Genomic DNA, 19,506 nt, shown 5'->3' on the forward strand with positions numbered 1-19,506 from the left:
ACTGTAAGTTAAAACAGGACAAGCGTTATGAAGAACCCGTTCGAACTGGTGTCGTTGGCAGATGCGATGACACGCTATCAAATACAGCAGAAGATTTATGAAGATGAAGGCGATTTCGATGCATTTATGGAGGCAGATAGCTACTTCTATGTACATGAAGGTGACCTGCAACTCGATACAGATTTCATACTCGATACAGATCTCTTGACAGAGGGCAATCCCGATACGTGGATAGCTGGTTATATTATCAACGGCAATTTAACGGTAAACGGCAGTGTGCTCAACGAGGAGGGCGATTATGGTCCGACATTACTCGTCACCGGCAACGTGACCTGTCGTAACTTCCTGATTGGTGGCTCTGCCGTGAATGTGGAAGGTGACATCACTGCCGAGGAGATTGTGATGCTGCATTACAATCACGGCTGGATGTGTTGTGGGGGCACCATCAAGGCTCCTGTATTTGTTGGTGATGATTTTCATTTTGTGCCCGAGCGTAAGGATATATCCGATTTTTACTACCACTCGAACGACCCTAACAGCCCGGAGGAACATGCTTGTTATGAAGATGCCGATGACAATGAGCATATCGCCGATGCCTTGACACCTTTGCTAAAGAATCCCTACATCACGAGCTTTGAGGAGCTGTGCCGCCGACTATCGGCAGGCGAATCGGTGCTGAAATCGGCCAATACGCCGCCGCATGATGAAAAATATTTCTACATGATTGTACAGCAAAACTACCGCGACCTGAAAACGGTACCTCCCGAATTTAAAAGCAAAGCTTTATGTATGCTTGCTTTGGAGCAAACGGTATTTGCCTTGGAGTATTTTCCGGCACACTTTATCGATGCCGAAGTGGTACAGCTAGCTGTTGAAAAAAATGGTATGGCGCTCCGCCATATACCGGATACGCTAATCACCAAAGAACTTTGTTATACGGCGGCCAACAACGGTGGCCTCCTGAAAACAGATATTCCGGAAAGATTTTATGAATATGAGCTACTCGTGGCGGCACTCCGCAAAAAGGATTTCCAAATAGAGGTTATTCCTGCTCCATTCATGACGGAAGACTTGCTCGTCGAATACGTAAAAATTGGTAGAGGGGCTTATCTCGACCGCTATTGCAAGACGTATGGTATCTCCAAGCAAACGGTATTAAATCGCGTTATTGCGGCCGATATCCGTTACCTACAAAATATCTTTGGCTGGCACCTCTCGGCAGATACCTACCAATATGCAAAATCGCTATACGACCACGCTACTCATAAAACGCAATGGGAGAGTTTTGTACAGCAATTTTCGACTAAAATACAACGGGTAGTAGAAGATTAGTAGGTTTTAGTTGGTAAGTAAGAATCTGATTATGGTGCTTACGAATGGCTTGGACTTAGCGATAAAAGAGTGATTTTTTATTTTCATAACTTAAGAACTAAACCAACAATATAGAGGTTAAGGTTTTCAATAAAAAAAGCAATTAAACAAGGTTTAGTGATTCTTGTTTAATTGCTTTTTTAAAATTTATGCTGACAAACTTCGTTTGCAGTTGCTCTCACGAAACAGTTATTAATCCATACTATTTCTATAAGCGGAGTACAGAAAGTTAAGAACTGTTAATTCTTTTTAACTTGCTTTAATCCGGGTGTAAACATAAAAATCAACTACGCCATCAACCTTATTAACTTTTTTCCGATCTGCAATACGAGCGTTAGTTAAAGAAACATATTCTACACCAATGAGCCATTTAGAAGAAGAATTTTTAGTATTCTGCAACCCATTTGAAGGCGAAACTTTACTGTAATGCTCAATTTTCCAACGATATACATTTGAATCCGCCAAATTATCCTCTTTCGCACATCCAACTATTAATAATGTGAGGATAATAATTTTATAAAGAAAAAATCTCATTTTTATATTAAATTAAATTTTAAAATACACTTATGCTGTGAAAGGGTTTTTTAGTCAAAAATGATACCAACAGTCTAAGTGCTCCTTTTCTTAAACGGCTGCTTTAGCGATTATCTAGTTTACCATCTAGTATTGTTTTCGTCTGCAATGAGGACGCTTGAGGATAGCGTTTGCAACGCTGATAGTAGTCTTTCTATTAATGGGGTACGTGTCCTTGGCCAGGACGGGGCTTCAAAATTTTCTTAAAAAAGGTTCTGTAAAAATCAAGGCTGTGCTCTCTTTTTGACTTTCAACTTTCTCTGTTTATATGTGACCCCGCTGGGGTCGGTTTTATAAACGTTCTATTTTCTAGAAACATGTTACCCCTCCGGGGTAATGGTTTAAATCTGTTTATTATTTTTTAGGTAAAGCTTTTTAAGGGTTTCAATCCCGAGGATTGATATATTTATAGCCTAGTTTAGACGAAGGTACGACCCTGGAAGGGTCGAATATTATTATCGTATTCGTCTGCAATGAGGAAATATGAGAAGGACTCTAAACCTTAAAATCGTCCTCGTTTGTAACGAGGATGATTGCGGATAGCGTTTGCAACGCTGATAGTAGTCTTTCTGTTAATGGGGTACGTGTCCTTGGCCAGGACGGGGCTTTCAAAATTTTCTTAAAAAAGGTTCTGTAAAAATCAAGGCTGTGCTCTCTTTTTGACTTTCAACTTTCTCTGTTTATATGTGACCCCGCTGGGGTAATGATTAGCATCTGTTTATTGTTTTTTTGGCAGGGCTTTTTAAGGGATTCAGTCCGGAGGATTGATATATTTATAGCCTAGTTTAGACGAAAGTACGACCCTGGAAGGGTCGAATATTATTATCCGTCGGCAATGAGGACGCTTGAGAATAAGTGTTTCTAAATCCTCAATCGTCCTCGTTTGCAACGAGGATGCTTGGGAATAGCGTTTGCAACGCTTAAAAAAAAGAAATTGCTTTGATTACCATGCATATCGTAATCTACCTAATAATCACAGAGGTCTTTACTTCCAGAATCCGTTTCGCTGTGCCCAAGCTTTAAAGAGCTGTGGCCACTCCATGGTGGGCGTCCCCGTTTTTCCGAGTCCCCAGCCATGGCCTCCTGTTGGAAAAATATGCAGTTCCTCGGCTACATTCGATTTTTTCAAGGCTTCATCCATCAAATAACTATTCGCGACAGGCGAAATCGTGTCGTCCGTTGCCTGTGCCAAAAACGTCGGCGGCGTATGGCTATCAACCAGCTTCTCTACCGAGAAAGCAGCTTCTTCGGCCTCGGTAGGCTGTGCACCAAGGATGCTCTTTTTAGCATGTGTCTTATTATTGGGTGGCAGCATGGAGATTACCGGATAGATTAGGGCTGCGAAATCGGGCCTTGCCGATATAGCGTCGACCGCATCAACGGGCGTATAGAAAAGATGGTCGGGTTCTGTAGCGATAATACCCGCCAAATGCCCACCAGCAGAAAAACCGAGCACACCTATACGCTGAATACCGAGCGCATCGGCTTTACTCCGAATAATACGCATCGCCCGTTGTGCATCTTGAAAAGGTACATTGGTGGTTTTCCAATTTTCCTGTGGAAGGCGGTACACGAGCTCAAAGGCGGTGATTTCCTCCGATTGTAGCCAACTTGCGGTAGGATTGCTTTCTTTACCGAGCTCTATATGAGCATAACCTCCACCGCTGATAATAAGAACTGCAGTGCCGTTAGAATGTTCCGGCCGATGAACGAGCAACCTTGGTGTTGACACTTGCGTGACCGATCCTTTAGCGCTTACCATTTCATCATTTCTACTGCCTCCCCCATCATCGGGCATAGCACCCGGCCATAACTTGATTTCTTTGGGCAAAACGGCCTGCGGAGTTGTTTTCATCGAACTTTGGGCATACAGCGTCTGCCCTATACAAAACAATAATACGGTAATAACAAGGTACGTTTTCATAGCCTAAAAATATGATGCTCTTTTGCTTAACCTCCTACAAGAATCGTGCAAATGAAGCTGGTATACACAAGAGTATCCTTACTACCTAAATTCAAAAAAAACTTTTTTACTGCCGATATGTTCCTTACTAAATAGGAAAAAAAAGTTGTCGAAAATAGTATCGTGGTTTAAGAAAAAATCTAGTCATAGCGAAGCTGTAACAAAGAAAAAGACTTTATACACGATGGCTATTTTTCTAATTGCTTAATATCGAGGATTAATTAGACTAAAAACTTCACCAGTTTAACTGCTTACTTTTTATCGATTTCGAAATTTACAAAACATCGATTTTAAAAAATGCTATTTTGCTAAAATTCGGAATTTTGCGAAGAAAACATCCGCGGAAGCAAGCTCTCCACTCGTATCATGGTAATCTTCTGGTATGGGAAATTGTGACAACTCCTTACAGAATCCTACTAAATCTTCTTTAGGGTAATAATTGTAAAAACCAGCATACTTTCTTAATAAATAAACCAAACTATCACTCCTCGCAAAGGATTTGTTTTCTATCGTCATATCTCCAAACTGTCCTATACAGACTCTTTTGGAACTATCAGCTGCAAAATGAAAATTACTTTGCATACACATCCCATATGTTGAGCCAACAGCATGAGTTGATGTATCTAGAGTTTTTAAAAATTTTATAATTTTAAAAAACTCGACTCTACTTATATAGGCAAAACCTTTATCAATAACTTCACTACTCTGAAATCCCCTTTCACAAGGACCGTCAGAATCAACATAGCCCATATAGCATAGTAAATATCTATATATTCGGTAGGATTATCTTTATTCAATTTAGATATACAAGAAATCTCTAAAAATGTCAAAAAGATAATTAATAGCAAACTTGTCTTCTGAAAGAAAAATGCGAAACTACTTTTCATAATTATTTTACTGTTTAAAAAAAGGAAGATGAAAATTTTGTGATTGAAATATATTAAATATATCTTCATTTAAGATATTAGGCCATTCATTAACTCAGTCAATCTATTTTCCAACCAAAGGACTTCATCTTTTGTCATAATTATAGTATGAAGATATGAATAATTCATTTTTTACTTAAGTCTTTATGCAAAGAGATGAGTCAAGCAGCATGGACAACAACACACACAATACTCATAACCAATATCTTAAAACAAAATACCCATTTAACTTAGTATGAAAAAATAAAACAATGTATTTTTTTTACGCCTTTTTCCTTCAAGTGCATCATGAAATGTGATGCACTTTGCTAAACACTCCATAAATGACTTAGCTAGAGTGAATGTAAGTTTATCAAGTTCAAATTTATTCAAATCTTGAATTGTTGCGCCAAGTTTATGCACATGCTACTTCTTGAATAGAAGTAGCATGTGCAAAATAAACCCAATCATATATCCTATTTGAAACCCTATTTCTGATTTCCAAACTAACAACCTTAGCACTATCGACCTCAAATTTATCATTCAAGTAAAACAAAAAATCACCTATTCCTGCATACATATTTATAACATCCTTAGGTAAAACTAGTTGCAGTTGATTCCGATTATTTTTCTCGGGCGAAGTACAAACATTTATGTAATATATTTATTTCTTAACCAATAACCTTTAATTGTTTGATATACACACGTACGAACTTCCCCATTCGGGAGTGATAAGGATTGGCCAAAAGAAGTATTAGCTATTAAAACAAAAAGTAAAATAAAAAAGAAATGAGCTATAGTTTTCATAATGGAAATATTCATTGCAATTTGTTTTATTGATAATTTTCAAGAACGTTATATGCGCCTCAACTTACCGACTTTAATATCCAACGACTTAAAAGACCAATAAAATGGTTTCCCATATTTAGCATAATCAGCTAGGCTATTTTTGATGTAGGAGAGTATATGTTGATAAAAAAATCATCTAGTTAAGTATCTGGCTCAGCTATACAAAATTTTTGAGTAAGAGTTTTCTTATATTTCCAAATTCCTTTTATACATGAATTTTCTGATTTTGAAATCATAATAACCGAATTGGCCACCACGAACTTGGGACTTTCTTAAATATCAAAAATATAAATCGGTGCCTCCACATAGTAGTATCTAAGTGTATAAAAACTAAAAATCTAGCCTATTTTTAAAACAAAAAGATTTAGGAAATGTCAGTAATAAATTAGTTGAAGCATTTGAAAAATGTTATAAAGAACATAATTAATATTCTCCCAAATGCTGATGAATATCAAATAGCCAAAATTTCATTATATAATAATGAAGACGTAAATTTCGACCAATTGTTAAAAATTATACTTAATACCTACACGAAAGCATTAGTTACTGAAGAGCAATTAATATTTTTGCCCCTTAAGGATTGGGAGATTAAACATCACATATAACAACCTAATAATATTAAAACAATTTGTTTGCTATATTTAATACATATAATATATTACTTTTCATTCTTAATCACACTTTATGGATAACTCTATCAAATTGTCATTCTGTATCACATGTAAAAACAGAATTAATCAAATAAAAAGAACATTACCAAAAAACCTAGCTGATAACTACAGCATGAAGCATAAGATTGATTTTGTTCTAATTGATTTCGATAGTACAGATGGTCTACAAGATTGGCTTATTAATAATTTCGAAAAAGAAATTAATGAAGGATATTTAAAATATTATTGGACTGATCAACTACCAGAATGGCACTTATCAATAGCAAAAAATACAGCACATATTTTGGCAAAAGGCGACATATTGGTCAATTTAGACTGTGATAATTACACTGGAAAAAATGGAGGAAAATTTGTTTTGGAACATATGCTAAAGTATGGTATAGAGTCAATAATTTTTCATCAATTTAGTAATACATTCGGTGATGGCTCTTGTGGACGCATAGCAGTTTCAAGGAAAAATTTCTTATCTATAGGAGGTTATAATGAAGATTTTCATCCCATGGGATATCAAGACATTGATATAATAATCAGGTTGATGATTAAAGGATTAAACTACATTCATGTAGGTACAAAAAAGTATAATCGAGCTATACCAAATATAAAAGAAAAAGGGTTAGAAAACAGTTCTTCAAAGTTAACTTGGGGAGAAATGAACACAAGTAATTTTATACTATCACGTCATAACATAACTACAGGTAATCTTATCGCTAATGCGAACAAGCCTCATATTGGTATAATTAAAGGAATATTTTCCTTCAAAGAAAATTAAGATAAAATTAGCATTTAAATACTATAAAATAACCTTTCATTATCTAAAATTAAAACCTATTATTCAAACAATTACACCTCTATCTATTAACAAGAGTGACCTCAATCTAAAAAATCAGATATTTTGAGAATAGGAAGTCTGAATTATTAATTTTAAATAGGAGAAAAAATGATAAAATCAAAGTTTACCGAAGCATAAATTCCCTTTGCAATCAAGCAGTGCAAGACTTGAACCCGAGTTGAGGAAGTATGTCGAAAGATGGGCATCACCGAAGCAACATTCTATAATTGGAGGAAAAAACATTGAGGTTTAGGCATTTCTAAAATACGCAAGTTGCGTCAAGTAGAAAAGAAGAATGCACAGCTTAAAAACTTATTACAGATTTGAACCTAGATAAGCAGACATTATAAGATGTATTAAGGACAAGTATTGACATCTCCACAACATCGCAAAATATTTAAGGATTTGTGTTCTGATTATCAAGTTTTCTTAAGCAGAGCCTGCCAAGTTTCACTTTTGAACAGACCCATGTGGTATTCTAAAAGTTCTAAACGTAGATACAACATCTAAAACTAGTCCATCATCAAATTGTAAAACCAATTTTTATTCTTCAATACCTTTGGTATTTATCTTAACATAAACACAGTCTTGACCGCAGACAAAACTTCCATACGTCAGTATTACTGTTAAAACAAGTCCGAGTGATATTTTTTTAATCAACATATAATTAAATCGTTTAAATAAAAGACTTAGTGTGACAATAATATTCATAACAGCCTAAGTTGATTAATTAACTCAATAACAATCAGACCCACTTCCAGGAATAGGGGTTACACTACAAATACATAAAGTCAGACCCATAGATGTTGAACATGTTCCACAAATAACATTAAAATCATGAGAATCCCATCCTAAACAAGAAGTCTTACACCTCGCCGTATACTCATACCTTTGGCATACATACTTAGCACATGACCTTCTAATTGTTTCATAATAATGAGCTGACGCTTAGGAACTACTTTAGGTTCGAATGTCCCAGATCGATCCCGTCCAGATTCAAGTTCGAAAGTACCTGTGTTTAGACCTCGAACTGTTTTCATTGTCTTGCCCTTACGACGATTAAGGGCTACTGATGCCTTATCTTCTTGTAGATGGTTCCGCTAACTCACCATCCATCATGGACTCCAATAAATGCTTTATTAAGGGCGCTAAAACGCCGTCATTGGGTGATAAACTCTTCCCTTCGTAAAGACCTTGCATAGCTTCCTCTTTGAAGCGCTCAAAGTCGAATGGGGTCTTGTCTTTCATGACCATGTCGTTTGAATAATTAAATATAAATAATCTTATTAATTTATTTCACTGATACAGTTTACGTTACAATCTCCCGTACCCCACCATCTTCCGATCCTCCAAGGATCTCCCTCAATTGCGTTCTTGATAATTGCTCGACCTCATGGAAGTTAAGTCTTTTTAATGATTTTTTTTTAATCTGTACAAAATTTAAATTATTATTTTTGTTGTCTATTCATTCCGTCCAACATTTTTAATTACCCAGTAAGTAGTATAGAATACACGATGTAAAGTGATACAAGCAGAGATATTATCGTCCCACCTCTTCTGGATATAGTAATTGAACCAGAAAAAATGAAAAAAAATTAGGGTCCTTTGGAATTTAAAACAGCTCTACAGTTCACCTCCTTCCTTTACCCACCACAAACTTCTTTAAAAAATTAGATTATGGGCATAGATATCATGCCAGACCTACCACGCCCTGATTCTAGTTCAAAAGTAACTGTATTAAGACCTCGAAATATCTTTTTTTCCTTTCCATTGTGACTATTAGAACGACCATCATCCCTATCCTTTTGAAGATGGCTCTTTGGCTCTCTATCTATCACAAATCCCAGCAAACATCTTATTAATAGCCCCAAAACATAGATTAAGAGACAGGCTTTGGCGTTACATAGACCTTACATGGCTTCCTATTTGAAGCACTCCAATCGTCGCCCCCCTCTTGAATACCTTACAAAAAAAACGCCCGAAAAATCTAATATAGACTGATCCCAAAAAGTTGGACGAAGTTACGCAATGTTTTTAAAGTAATGAGTTCGGTATTCCACCGGACTCATTCCATTTAAATTAAGCCTTATTCGGTCCCTATTATAATATTTAATATACTTTCTAATCTCAGCATGTAATTGTGATACCGAGTTATATTCATTTAGATAAAATAATTCTGATTTAAGCACGCCAAAGAAGTTCTCAATTATAGCGTTATCCAAGCAGTTTCCTTTTCTGGACATACTTTGCATTATCTGTTTATCTTTTAGTTTTTTCTTGTACTTCTCTAGCCTGTACTGCTAACCTTGATCAGAATGGAGAATTGGGTTTTCATCGTTTTTGATTTCCCTGAAACCTTTATTGAGCATATCCAAAGTTTGCCGATAGTTAGGTGATGTAGATAAGTTATAGCCTATCTACATCACCATTAAACAAATCAATTATTGGCGATAGGTATAGCTTTTTCCCTTTACCTTAAATTCAGTTATATCGGTGGCCCACTTTACATTAGGCCAATCGGCAGTGAAATCTCGTTGTAAGATATTATCCGCAGCTTTGCCAATTTCACCTTTATAAGACTTATACTTTTCACCTCTTATCTTACTCTTCAAACCTATCTGCTTCATGATTTTAGCAATGGTTTTAAAGTTTACAGGAATGTTCAATTCCTTTCTTAGGGCTAACGTTATTCTTCGATAGTCATATCTTCCCAAAGATCTTTGATACAGTTGTTTTACTTCTTTTACCAAGTCTATATGCTTATCTAAAAAAGCACTACTATCTCGATGATAATAGTAGCTACTTCTTGCTAGCTCTGCCAGATGTAAAAGATATTCCAGTTTGTGTAAGCGCCTTAACTCCGTAACTATTACGGTTTTTTCTTTTTGACTTGCTTGCTTTGAGCTAAGGCTTCCAACTTTTTTAGATAAGCTACTTCTGCTCGTAAATATTCATTTTCGATGGTTAAACGCTCTAAATCAGTCATAGAATCTTTGACCCCAATAGGGTCTTTTGTTTCATAGCCATGTCCTTTGAATAATTCAATTTAAAAAATCTTATTAAATTATTCCGTTGACATACTTTAGTTTACGTTTCAGTCTCTTGGATATTGAAAGGACATAAGTTAAAAAAAACTCTTCAATAACGTCTTTGTTTCTCACTTTAAATTTCAATTCCATATTCTTTCAAAATATTAAATGACTGAAAACTCTGTTCTATCAATAACGAAGTTTTTGTTCCAAAGATTGGATAAATAATTTTCAAGGAATTTACTAATCATTTATTTTTCTATTCATCTATTTTAACATTAATAATTCAATGATTTTACTAAGTTCATCCATATCCGCTTAAATATAGATACATCAGCAGTAATGATTTCGGCATCTGCATGTATCCCTGGTTTGAGACGAATCAGTGAGTCTCTTTCCGTACGCTCAACATCTATCCGTGCGAAGAAAACACTATCCTTAATTGGAATATCACTAATATAACTCACCTTCCCTTTAAGGTAACCATATTCCTGATATGGATAACTATGCACCTTAATTAAAACCTGCTGATAAACTTCAATTTTTGAGATCTCATACTGAGGGATAAAAGCTTCTCCATAATAGTCATCCTTATTCGGATTGATATAAAAGAGCTCTTCTCCCATTTTTACATATTGATTCTCCTGCCAGAATCCAGCATACACCAACTTACCCTCCACTGTTGCTGAAAGCACATACCGCTTCTTCCATTCTTCAGCCTCACTTATGAGGCTATTTAATGATTGTACAAATTTTTTCTCTTCCTCTAGTATCTCATTCTCTACTTCGATAATCTCCCTATTTTTAGTCAATAAATTATTCCTATTGGTAATAATACTATTTTCCATATTAGGAATAGTCTGCCTTTTAGAAAGAAGTAAAGCTTCCTTCTGTTGTAGTTCCATAGAACTTATAATCTTTTTTTCCGCTAGTTGCTTATATTTTTCATATTCTGTCTCAGCTAATTCCAGTTCTTTTCTTTGTAATTCATAAGTTTGTTGAATACGCTTATTTTGTTCATTGACATATCCTACCTCACTCTGTAGCACCTTTCTTCGTTTCTGATAGATTCCTCCTTCCTTAATTGCCTGATAATTGAGTAAGGATATATAAAAAGATTGATAACTTCCCTGCAATTCACCCAGGTTTAAACTTCCGTGAGGGATGTTATCATCAAGTTCTGCGAGCGTAATTATTTTGCTCTGCAATTCTTTTAACTTTACTAGCAAGTCAATAACATCTGCATGAGATGCTGTACTTTCAAGATAGGCGATATCTTGATTGCGATTTACAATTTCGCCATTTTTAACTAAAAGCCTTACCAATATACCATTATTGGGGTTGATGATAACCTTGGGGGAATTCGTTGTTGTAAAGCGTATCTCAGTAAGTACCATTTCCGGATACTTAATATAAAAGGACATACCTAAAATCAGTAGCACCGATAATAGAATAAAAGAAATTCCTCTTTTAAGTAGCCAAGATGGCGGCTTAGAGATAATCTCCTGTAAATCTTCAGAATTGATATTCTCGTATATTTCGTGGATTTTTGCCATAGTCTCCTTTAACTTTTTTGAATTCGCTACACTCAATTTCCTAGTTCTAACTGATTTTTCACCAACTCATAATACTGACCTTTCTGAGCAGTCAGTTCGACATGAGTCCCTTGTTCAACAACCTGTCCTTTTTGTAATACAATAATATTATCTGCATTCATGACGGTACTTAGTCGATGGGCCACAACGATGACTGTGCGATTTTGAAAGAATCTATCTAAATTGTCCGTAATGACTTTTTCATTATTAGCATCCAATGAGTTGGTCGCTTCATCAAGAAAAAGGTATGCAGGTTGCTTATAGACTGCCCGGGCAATCATCAGCCGTTGTCGTTGGCCTTGACTGATTCCTTTTCCTGCGGTGCCAATCTTGGTAGCGAGGCCAAAAGGTTGTTCAGCAACAAACTCTTCCAGATTAGCTATTTCAATAGCTTCCTGAAGCCTTTTCTCATCTGGAAATTCATCCTTAACAACGATATTCTTTTCAATAGTATCTGCATAGACATAATTGTCCTGCATAACCGAGCCACAACTGTCACGCCACAATCCGTAATTCAACTGATGCAACCGCTTTCCACCCACAAATATTTCCCCTTCTTCAAACTCATAATACCGTAACAACAGTTTCAATATGGTAGTTTTTCCGCTTCCGCTAGCTCCCACGATTGCCGTGGTCTTTCCTGCCTGGAAACTTAAGTTTAGCTGAGAGAAAATAGGATCATTTCCTGCCCCAAAATATCTAAATGTCAAACCTTTGATTGTAATCGTACAATCTTCAGGTAATTTATTAAGGTAATCCTTATTTGCATCTTCTTCTTCCTCTGTTTCGTATATCTCATTCAGTCGTTCCATGCTGATTTTCGCATCCTGATATGATTGTATAAATCCAAGTAGGGACTCGACCGGGCTTGCCACCATACCAACGATATATTGAATTGCCATCATCCCCCCAAAAGTGATTTCACCATTAATTACTCCTTTCGCTGCGATATAAGCTATTAGAATTCCTTTCGTCTGATTAATAGCCATGGAACCGATCGATTGATATTGAGATAAAGCTAGGCTGTTCACTTTAAACTTGAACAACTTTGCTTGTAAGGCTTCCCATCCCCAACGTTTTTGCTTTTCAGCATTATTAAGCTTAATATCCTTGACACTCTGGATCATTTCCACCATATAAGTCTGGTTTTCCGAAGCTATCTTAAACCGACGATAATCCAATTCCCTGCGATATTTCATAAAGAGTAGTATCCAAAGTGTGTAGAGAAATGTTGCCACAAAAAATACAAGAAATATTGTTTTATTATAAACAATCAATAAAACACCAAAAATCAGCATATTAACGAGAGAAAACAGGCTATTTAATGAATTACCTGTTATAAAAGTTTCTACTCGTTGTTGATCATTCATTCGCTGCATAATATCTCCATGTGTCTTGATATCAAAGAAACTCATCGGCAGACGCATAATCTTAATCAGTAAATCGGTTAAAATAGCAATATTAACCCGAGTTGTAATATGCAACATAATCCAAGACCGTATAAAGGAGACCGAAGTTTCACCTATAAAGAGCATTAACTGGGCAATCAGAATCAGGTTGATGAAATTAATATTTTTTGTATTGATTCCGATATCAACAACAGACTGTGTCAAAAAAGGTACAATCAACTGAAATATGGTTCCCAGTATCATCCCCAAAATCAACTGAATATAAAGTCGTTTATATTTATAGAAGTAGCGAATAACTTTTCCCCAACTCAACTTGAGTTCAGGTTCTTCGTCATTCAGTTGGTAAAAGCCAGGACCAGGGCTTAATAATAATGAAAGCCCGTTGTGCAATTCTTTAGTGGAAAACCAATTGGAGGTGAATTCCTTTTCGTCATAGCAGATCAGACCAGATGCTGGGTCAGATAGATAATACTTTCCTTTACTTATCTTGTAAAGCACGACAAAGTGATTTTGATTCCAATGAAGTATACAGGGAAGTTCTGCTTCATTAAGCTGACTAAGGCTGAATCTGACTCCGTATGTACGAAATCCCAATTTTTCGGCCGCGTCACTTATCCCCAGTAGGTTTACACCTTCTTTTGTTGTCTGACAAAGTTTCCGTATTTTATGAATCGAAACCAATTGTCCATAATATTTGAATATTATACGTAGACAAGTGGCTCCACAATCCATTTGGTCCATTTGCTTATAGTGGGGGAAACGTTTGAGCATCTAATAAAATCCTATAGTAAGGTAATAAAATAATTGTCCTAATGTTATGTTAACAGCTAAAAGATTTCCCCTTCAGATGTTCTAAAAATTGATCTAATCTTATCGATGTTGGAAGAACAATCGTCGAATTTTATACGATATAGTTCTGTTCCAAAATTATCAATAGGAATATCGGAGTATCCAAAATCTTTTTGTAGAGAAATAAAGGGATGAATAACATATTTATTGGCAGTTAAATCTGAAAGCTTTAAATCAGCTGCATCAAATTCCTGAAATTCAGCAGACAAAATGGTTTCAAAAAAACGACTATAGACAATGGTAAATTGAGCACACTGAAAACTACTAATCCAGCACAGATAATCACTTGCCGGAATAACCTGCTGGGTACTGGAAATACCTCCTAAAACTAAGTCTGCTCCAAGGTAAGCTCCTTGATAAATAGCATTCCATAGCACATGTTTATCATATCCATCGCAAAAAATGTGATCATCCTCACATATCAAAATAACCTCATCATCACTATCTTTAGCCATTTGAACAACTTTTAAAATACTTTTCCAAAGACCAACAGCACCGTTTTTATCATTTACCGCTTCTATTATGTGAACATTAAATTCATCATTAGGAGCAAACTGTTGACGAATATGCGCCAATCTATCTTTTCTACGAGCCAAATTAATTACATACGTTGGTAATTGTATATCTTCGTATTCAGAATAAACCACATACCCAGCTAATTCCTTCCAAATATGCGCAGTAACGTCTTTAATTGCCTTCCATCGTGCCTGAGTTGTAGTAAATAACTCTTCCACCTTACCGCACCTATTGTTGTCCACTGTAACGTCAGAATAACCAAAATCTCGCTGTACGGACAACATAGGAACTGCCACAAAAATAGAGTCAGATAAACTACACATCCAGGCATCTATTATATCGTGCTTATTAAAGGGGGCCTCGATAATTCTTTGGTAGAATGATTCATAAATTACTAAAAACTGAGTTCCACTGAAATTTCTCAACCAATATAAATCACTTTCCACACGCACTCCGCAAGCGAACCAACTAACTCCACCTAGTAATACATCGGCATTATATCCCTTGGCCCTAGTTATATACTCAAAAAAAAGGCTCTTATTGTAGACATCAGTAAATTCGTGATCATCTTCACATATTACAACATAGGGCAATTTGTTTTTTTTTGCATTTTTAATAATTGAACATAAAGACTTATACAACCCAACTGCGGGTACAACATCTTCTATTGCCTCAAAAATATGCAGCTCAAATTCCGGATAGCTCTTAAAATGATTTTCTAGGTAAACTCTTCGATCAACACGACGCTTCAGATTAATAGCATTAATCTGAATCTTCATTTCTACATCTGCCATAAAGCATATTATTGATTATATATTTATAGATAAACGACAAATCATAACCTATTGTATCCTGATTTACAAAATACTTAAATTAAGAAATGCCGCTATTTTACATGCGTAATTCTAATTTCCAAGAATAATTTTACGAATTCTTTCCAGATCTAATCTTCCTCCATTTTTATAGTATGAAATCTTACCAGATCGATCCAATAATAACACGGTTGGAACACTACTTATGCCCAGAGAACTGGACACAATTCTCGCTCTATCCAAACTGTTGGTCCAATTAAGCTGATGTTCTTTTACACTTTTGCTGAATTTAGTTGAATCACGATCAATAGAGATACTTATCACGCTCAACTTATCCGTTGAAAATTGTTGATGTAAGGCCTTTACATCTGGGAGCTGCTCTATACATGGTCTACACCAACTGGCCCAAAAATCTAACAATGCATAATCGCTATCCAGATTTCTCAAAGATATTGTTTTACCCTGCACATCCCTAACAAGAATATCTGGTATCATTGCCCCTTCAGTTAAAATTAGTGCAGATGCTTTTTGTTGCAACTGAATGGCGATTTTTTTCCCTTCGCCAGTAGATTTAAATTTATCAGGGAAGGTATTATTATAGTACGCTAATAGCTGATTATTATATTCTGGATCAGATTCTATTAGATCGGTCAATGATAATATCTGATCTTTAAAATAATAAAAGGATAAAAAATCGTCGCCATAAGAGCTGAGTAAATCCATCGATTTTTTATTAATTTCTTTTATCAAAAGGCTAAGTTCATATTTAATGGAATCATTACTACGGATCTCTGCCCCATGATTAACAAACAGAGTGTTAAGTTTCATCGATTCTAATTTTTGTCCATTTTTCAATTCACGATAAATCTCATTTGACACAGTGTCATATATCGGAACAACATTTGTATTTCTTTGCGTGTCAAATGAGGTTGTTTTATTATCCGCATCATAAAAGAGATTCAAAACCCCACGGTCACCAGTTATAAAATAGTTTTGAAAATACTTGTTATCATACGAAACGGTTAATCGAGCATGAATGGTATAAATAGGTCTATCGACTACTACCGTTGAATCGCCAGGATTCATGCTAATAACATCTAATACGGCGCCATCATCAAAATGCAAAACCAATTTTTCTTTTTCAATACCTTTGGTATTTATCTCAACATAAACACGTTCTTGACCGTACACGACATCGGAATAGGTCAGTATTACAATTAAAATAAGGAAGAGTGATAATTTATTAATCAACATGTAGTTAAAGGTTTAAACAAGAGACTTAGTGTGATAAGAATATTCATACCACACTAAGCTGATTAATTAGCTCAATAACAATCAGAACCACTTCCAGAAATAGGGGTTACACTACAAATACATAAAGTCAGCCCCATAGATGTCGTAGATGTTGAACATGTTCCTCTAACAGTGTTCCAACTACTATTATTCCATCCTAAGCATGAATCCTTGCATTTTACTCCCCGTACCCCAGCATCATCCGATCCTCCAAGTACATCCTTCAATTGCGTTCTTGATAATTGCTCGACCTCATGGAGATTAAGTCTTTTCAATGAAATTTTTTTCATCTGTACAAAATTTAAATTATTAATTTTGTTGTCCGCTCATTCCGTCCAACATTTTTGATTACCCAGGAAGGAGTTATGAGCTTCCTCTACCCGGGGACAAATCGACCTGCCCCGGGTATAATTTTTACTATAGTATATTTTTCAACTCATGAATTTGGTAGGTATCAGGTATTTCCCTTCCATTAATGTATACAGTCGGAGTTGCTCTTATTTTCATTACATCACACCATTTTCGCATAACTTTAATTTTTTCCTGTTGGTCTTTTAGTTCTCCATTTATTGGATATTTTTTAGCAAAAGCCACGTAATCCTTTTTATCTGCAGAATACCAGTCATCCAATGCTTGTTGAATGACTTCTACCCCATGTATCTGCTGTATTGCTAACCAATGTGCAACTGGTGGTGTCTTAATATCTGATTCTTCTCCCGTCGCTGTAAAGATAATCCTTAACCTGAAATCTGAATTATGGTGGATGATATCCTCTAATTCAAAATGCGCCTTTGAACAAGGTCCACAATAAGGATTACACACTTTAACAATTTCATGCTTTGCATCAGGGTTTCCCAATACAATACCTAGATTATCTACAGAAATAGTAATTGTATCACTCTTTTGCAATAAAGCTTGAAAAATTTCAGAATCATACCGAAGTTTCTTCCATTTTCGTTCGTAATCTCGACTGTCCTTTGCTTGTTTTAATAATGGGATTGCAAAATGTAGTAATACAAGAAAACCAGTACCTAATAAAATCGATATACTCGTAAGGTACCAATCCCATACAAATACCGTATCGCCTGTGATAAAAACTAAGGACACTATTGTATTAAACAATAATACAGCTTGTATAGTAAGACAAAGTGGACACCATTGCTTAATGACACGCCATTGATAATAAATGGAATACAAAATGTAAGGTGATGCAAACAGAAATATTATCGACCAAAGAAATATCTGGGCGACCTCTCCTGGATATAGTAATTGAACCAGAAAAAATGAAAGAAAATAGGCTCCACCATAGACTGACCAACTAATTCCAAGAAAATTCGCCCCTTTGGAATTTAAAACAGCTCCACAGTTCACCTTCTTCCCCTCCCCACCGCAAACTTCTTTAAAAAATGGATTGTGGGCATCGATATCGTGCCATAACAACAGCAGACTTGATATTAGGCCTACGGTTCCGCTAATTAAGATGGAGAGAGACATCCATCTCATACCTTCAAGAATTGAAGCAGAAAACATATAAACCAACGGTGTCAACAGGAATAAACCAACAAGTAAAAAAAGTAGTGCACGTAGCCGCTGCGTCTTATTTTCCTGGCTTAAATTCACCAAATAATTAGACTCGTCTTTTGGGGATTCTGCATCAATTAGAAGCAAAATACCCTTATCCACCTTTTCAAAATCCGGCAGTGATACTGTTTTTGTTTTTCCGGTTATTGGATCAAGATAAGTGATCTGATTATTCTCTGCTTGAATAACAACGGTAAAATCAGCAGACGGCCAATCTTCCTGTTGAATAGAACTGATATAAGGTGTCTCCACATCTTCATAAGAAAAGTCTCCTTTACGGATAGCAGTACTTACTATTCCATACTCATGGAGAACATCGTGTAAGGAGAGTAAGGATGGATAATCTGTATGATCTTCCAAGGAAATAGACAATTGCTTGATTGTGTATTTTACGTTAAAATAACTGAGGATATAACGACACACCAAAACTCCTACTTTTTGTCTTTTAGGCTTTAGTTTATACATGGTTAATTTTTATTTTACATACTCGAATGATTTCAATCGAATCACGAGCTCCAATAATTAAAATTCAAGCTAAGAATATAGCTTCATTTTTCATCCCCCTAAAGCTAAGGTGTTTTTAAGATGAACAAACATCAAAACACATAAGTGTACATTCTTAATACATGAATACTAGTTTTCAAACAACAAAATGTACTTTAGTCAAATCTACAACATGCCATTGAAGACTTACCATTTTTCAAACAGTGAATAAATATAAAAATATGCTTTAAGAAACCAATGGATTCTTAGCATATAACCAAGGACTTAATCCGTTTAATGATTTATGTGGATGATTACTATTGTAGTCAATCTGCCATTCATAAGCTAACGCATTGACTTCTGTCAGTGAATCGAACAAGTATGCATCTAATATGTCTTCCCTAAATGTCCGATTCATTCGTTCGATATAAGCATTTTGCGAAGGCTTTCCTGGCTGGATGTACTGTAACCCGATTCCGTTATCGTGACAAAACTCAATAAATACTTTAGACAAAAATTCGGGTCCATTATCCGTTCTTATGCGTTTGGGCTTGGGTCTAAATAACAAAAGCTCCTTTAATTTCTGCACCAACCTGACGCCGGGTATGGAATAGAAAGCCTCATTTATCAATGATTCCCGGTTATAGTCATCAATGACATTTAGTACCCTGAATCTACGCCCATTAGCCAGAGAGTCACTCATAAAATCAATTGACCAGGTTTCATTGACTGTGCCGGGAACCGTCAGTTTTTCTTTAATCCGAGACGGAATACGACG

General features: G+C 35.7%; 14 protein-coding genes and 2 pseudogenes. 3 read left to right on the forward strand and 13 right to left on the reverse strand.

Annotated features, from left to right (window positions below):
* Nucleotides 1–27 precede the first annotated feature (27 nt).
* A complete protein-coding gene (locus WH223_RS00695) occupies nt 28–1,332 on the forward strand; it encodes a hypothetical protein (protein WP_340045598.1) in 1,305 nt (434 codons plus the stop codon).
* Between the two features lie 288 nt (nt 1,333–1,620).
* Here WH223_RS00695 and WH223_RS00700 read toward each other — a convergent pair whose 3' ends face one another.
* The 4 genes from WH223_RS00700 to WH223_RS00715 all read right to left on the reverse strand — a co-directional run bounded on the left by WH223_RS00700 (nt 1,621) and on the right by WH223_RS00715 (nt 5,392).
* The gene (locus WH223_RS00700; protein ID WP_340045599.1) at nt 1,621–1,905 is read right to left on the reverse strand and encodes a hypothetical protein; all 285 of its coding nucleotides are present in this window, start codon (nt 1,903–1,905) and stop codon (nt 1,621–1,623) included.
* 1,024 nt (nt 1,906–2,929) lie between these two features.
* On the reverse strand, nt 2,930–3,868 hold the full coding sequence (locus tag WH223_RS00705; RefSeq protein WP_340045600.1) for an alpha/beta hydrolase: 939 nt from the start codon (nt 3,866–3,868) through the stop codon (nt 2,930–2,932).
* Nucleotides 3,869–4,207: 339 nt separating this feature from the next.
* On the reverse strand, nt 4,208–4,657 hold the full coding sequence (locus tag WH223_RS00710) for a hypothetical protein (protein WP_340045601.1): 450 nt from the start codon (nt 4,655–4,657) through the stop codon (nt 4,208–4,210).
* A gap of 570 nt (nt 4,658–5,227) precedes the next feature.
* Complete coding sequence (locus WH223_RS00715; RefSeq protein WP_340045602.1) at nt 5,228–5,392, reverse strand: hypothetical protein; 165 nt, start codon at nt 5,390–5,392, stop codon at nt 5,228–5,230.
* A gap of 953 nt (nt 5,393–6,345) precedes the next feature.
* Between WH223_RS00715 and WH223_RS00720 the strand changes: the two genes are divergently transcribed.
* Nucleotides 6,346–7,101 carry a glycosyltransferase gene (locus WH223_RS00720; RefSeq protein ID WP_340045603.1) on the forward strand — a complete coding sequence of 252 codons (756 nt, stop codon included), beginning with the start codon at nt 6,346–6,348 and terminating at the stop codon, nt 7,099–7,101.
* 240 nt (nt 7,102–7,341) lie between these two features.
* Nucleotides 7,342–7,407: pseudogene (locus tag WH223_RS20085) on the forward strand (transposase); the annotation flags it as partial.
* 629 nt (nt 7,408–8,036) lie between these two features.
* On the opposite strand, the pseudogene WH223_RS20090 reads toward WH223_RS20085, so the two are convergent.
* The 9 genes and pseudogenes from WH223_RS20090 to WH223_RS00760 form a co-directional block, all read right to left on the reverse strand.
* Nucleotides 8,037–8,409: pseudogene (locus tag WH223_RS20090) on the reverse strand (transposase); the annotation flags it as partial.
* A gap of 773 nt (nt 8,410–9,182) precedes the next feature.
* Complete coding sequence (locus WH223_RS20095; protein ID WP_445265597.1) at nt 9,183–9,413, reverse strand: IS3 family transposase; 231 nt, start codon at nt 9,411–9,413, stop codon at nt 9,183–9,185.
* Between the two features lie 189 nt (nt 9,414–9,602).
* A complete protein-coding gene (locus tag WH223_RS00730) occupies nt 9,603–9,911 on the reverse strand; it encodes an IS3 family transposase (RefSeq protein WP_340045605.1) in 309 nt (102 codons plus the stop codon).
* Nucleotides 9,912–10,468: 557 nt separating this feature from the next.
* Entirely contained in the window at nt 10,469–11,746 is a 1,278-nt protein-coding gene (locus WH223_RS00735; RefSeq protein ID WP_340045606.1) for an HlyD family efflux transporter periplasmic adaptor subunit, read from the reverse strand.
* Nucleotides 11,747–11,778: 32 nt separating this feature from the next.
* Complete coding sequence (locus WH223_RS00740; RefSeq protein WP_340045607.1) at nt 11,779–13,965, reverse strand: peptidase domain-containing ABC transporter; 2,187 nt, start codon at nt 13,963–13,965, stop codon at nt 11,779–11,781.
* A gap of 56 nt (nt 13,966–14,021) precedes the next feature.
* Entirely contained in the window at nt 14,022–15,353 is a 1,332-nt protein-coding gene (locus WH223_RS00745) for a hypothetical protein (RefSeq protein ID WP_340045608.1), read from the reverse strand.
* A 111-nt stretch (nt 15,354–15,464) separates the two neighbouring features.
* Nucleotides 15,465–16,625: a TlpA family protein disulfide reductase gene (locus tag WH223_RS00750; protein WP_340045609.1), complete on the reverse strand. Its 1,161-nt coding sequence runs from the start codon at nt 16,623–16,625 to the stop codon at nt 15,465–15,467.
* A gap of 456 nt (nt 16,626–17,081) precedes the next feature.
* Nucleotides 17,082–18,710: a vitamin K epoxide reductase family protein gene (locus WH223_RS00755; protein WP_340045610.1), complete on the reverse strand. Its 1,629-nt coding sequence runs from the start codon at nt 18,708–18,710 to the stop codon at nt 17,082–17,084.
* Between the two features lie 265 nt (nt 18,711–18,975).
* Nucleotides 18,976–19,506: integrase core domain-containing protein (locus WH223_RS00760; protein ID WP_340045611.1), on the reverse strand; the 531-nt coding region annotated here is incomplete at its 5' end.

Source organism: Sphingobacterium sp. MYb382, from assembly GCF_037572665.1.
In the GTDB taxonomy this organism is placed as follows: Bacteria; Bacteroidota; Bacteroidia; order Sphingobacteriales; family Sphingobacteriaceae; genus Sphingobacterium.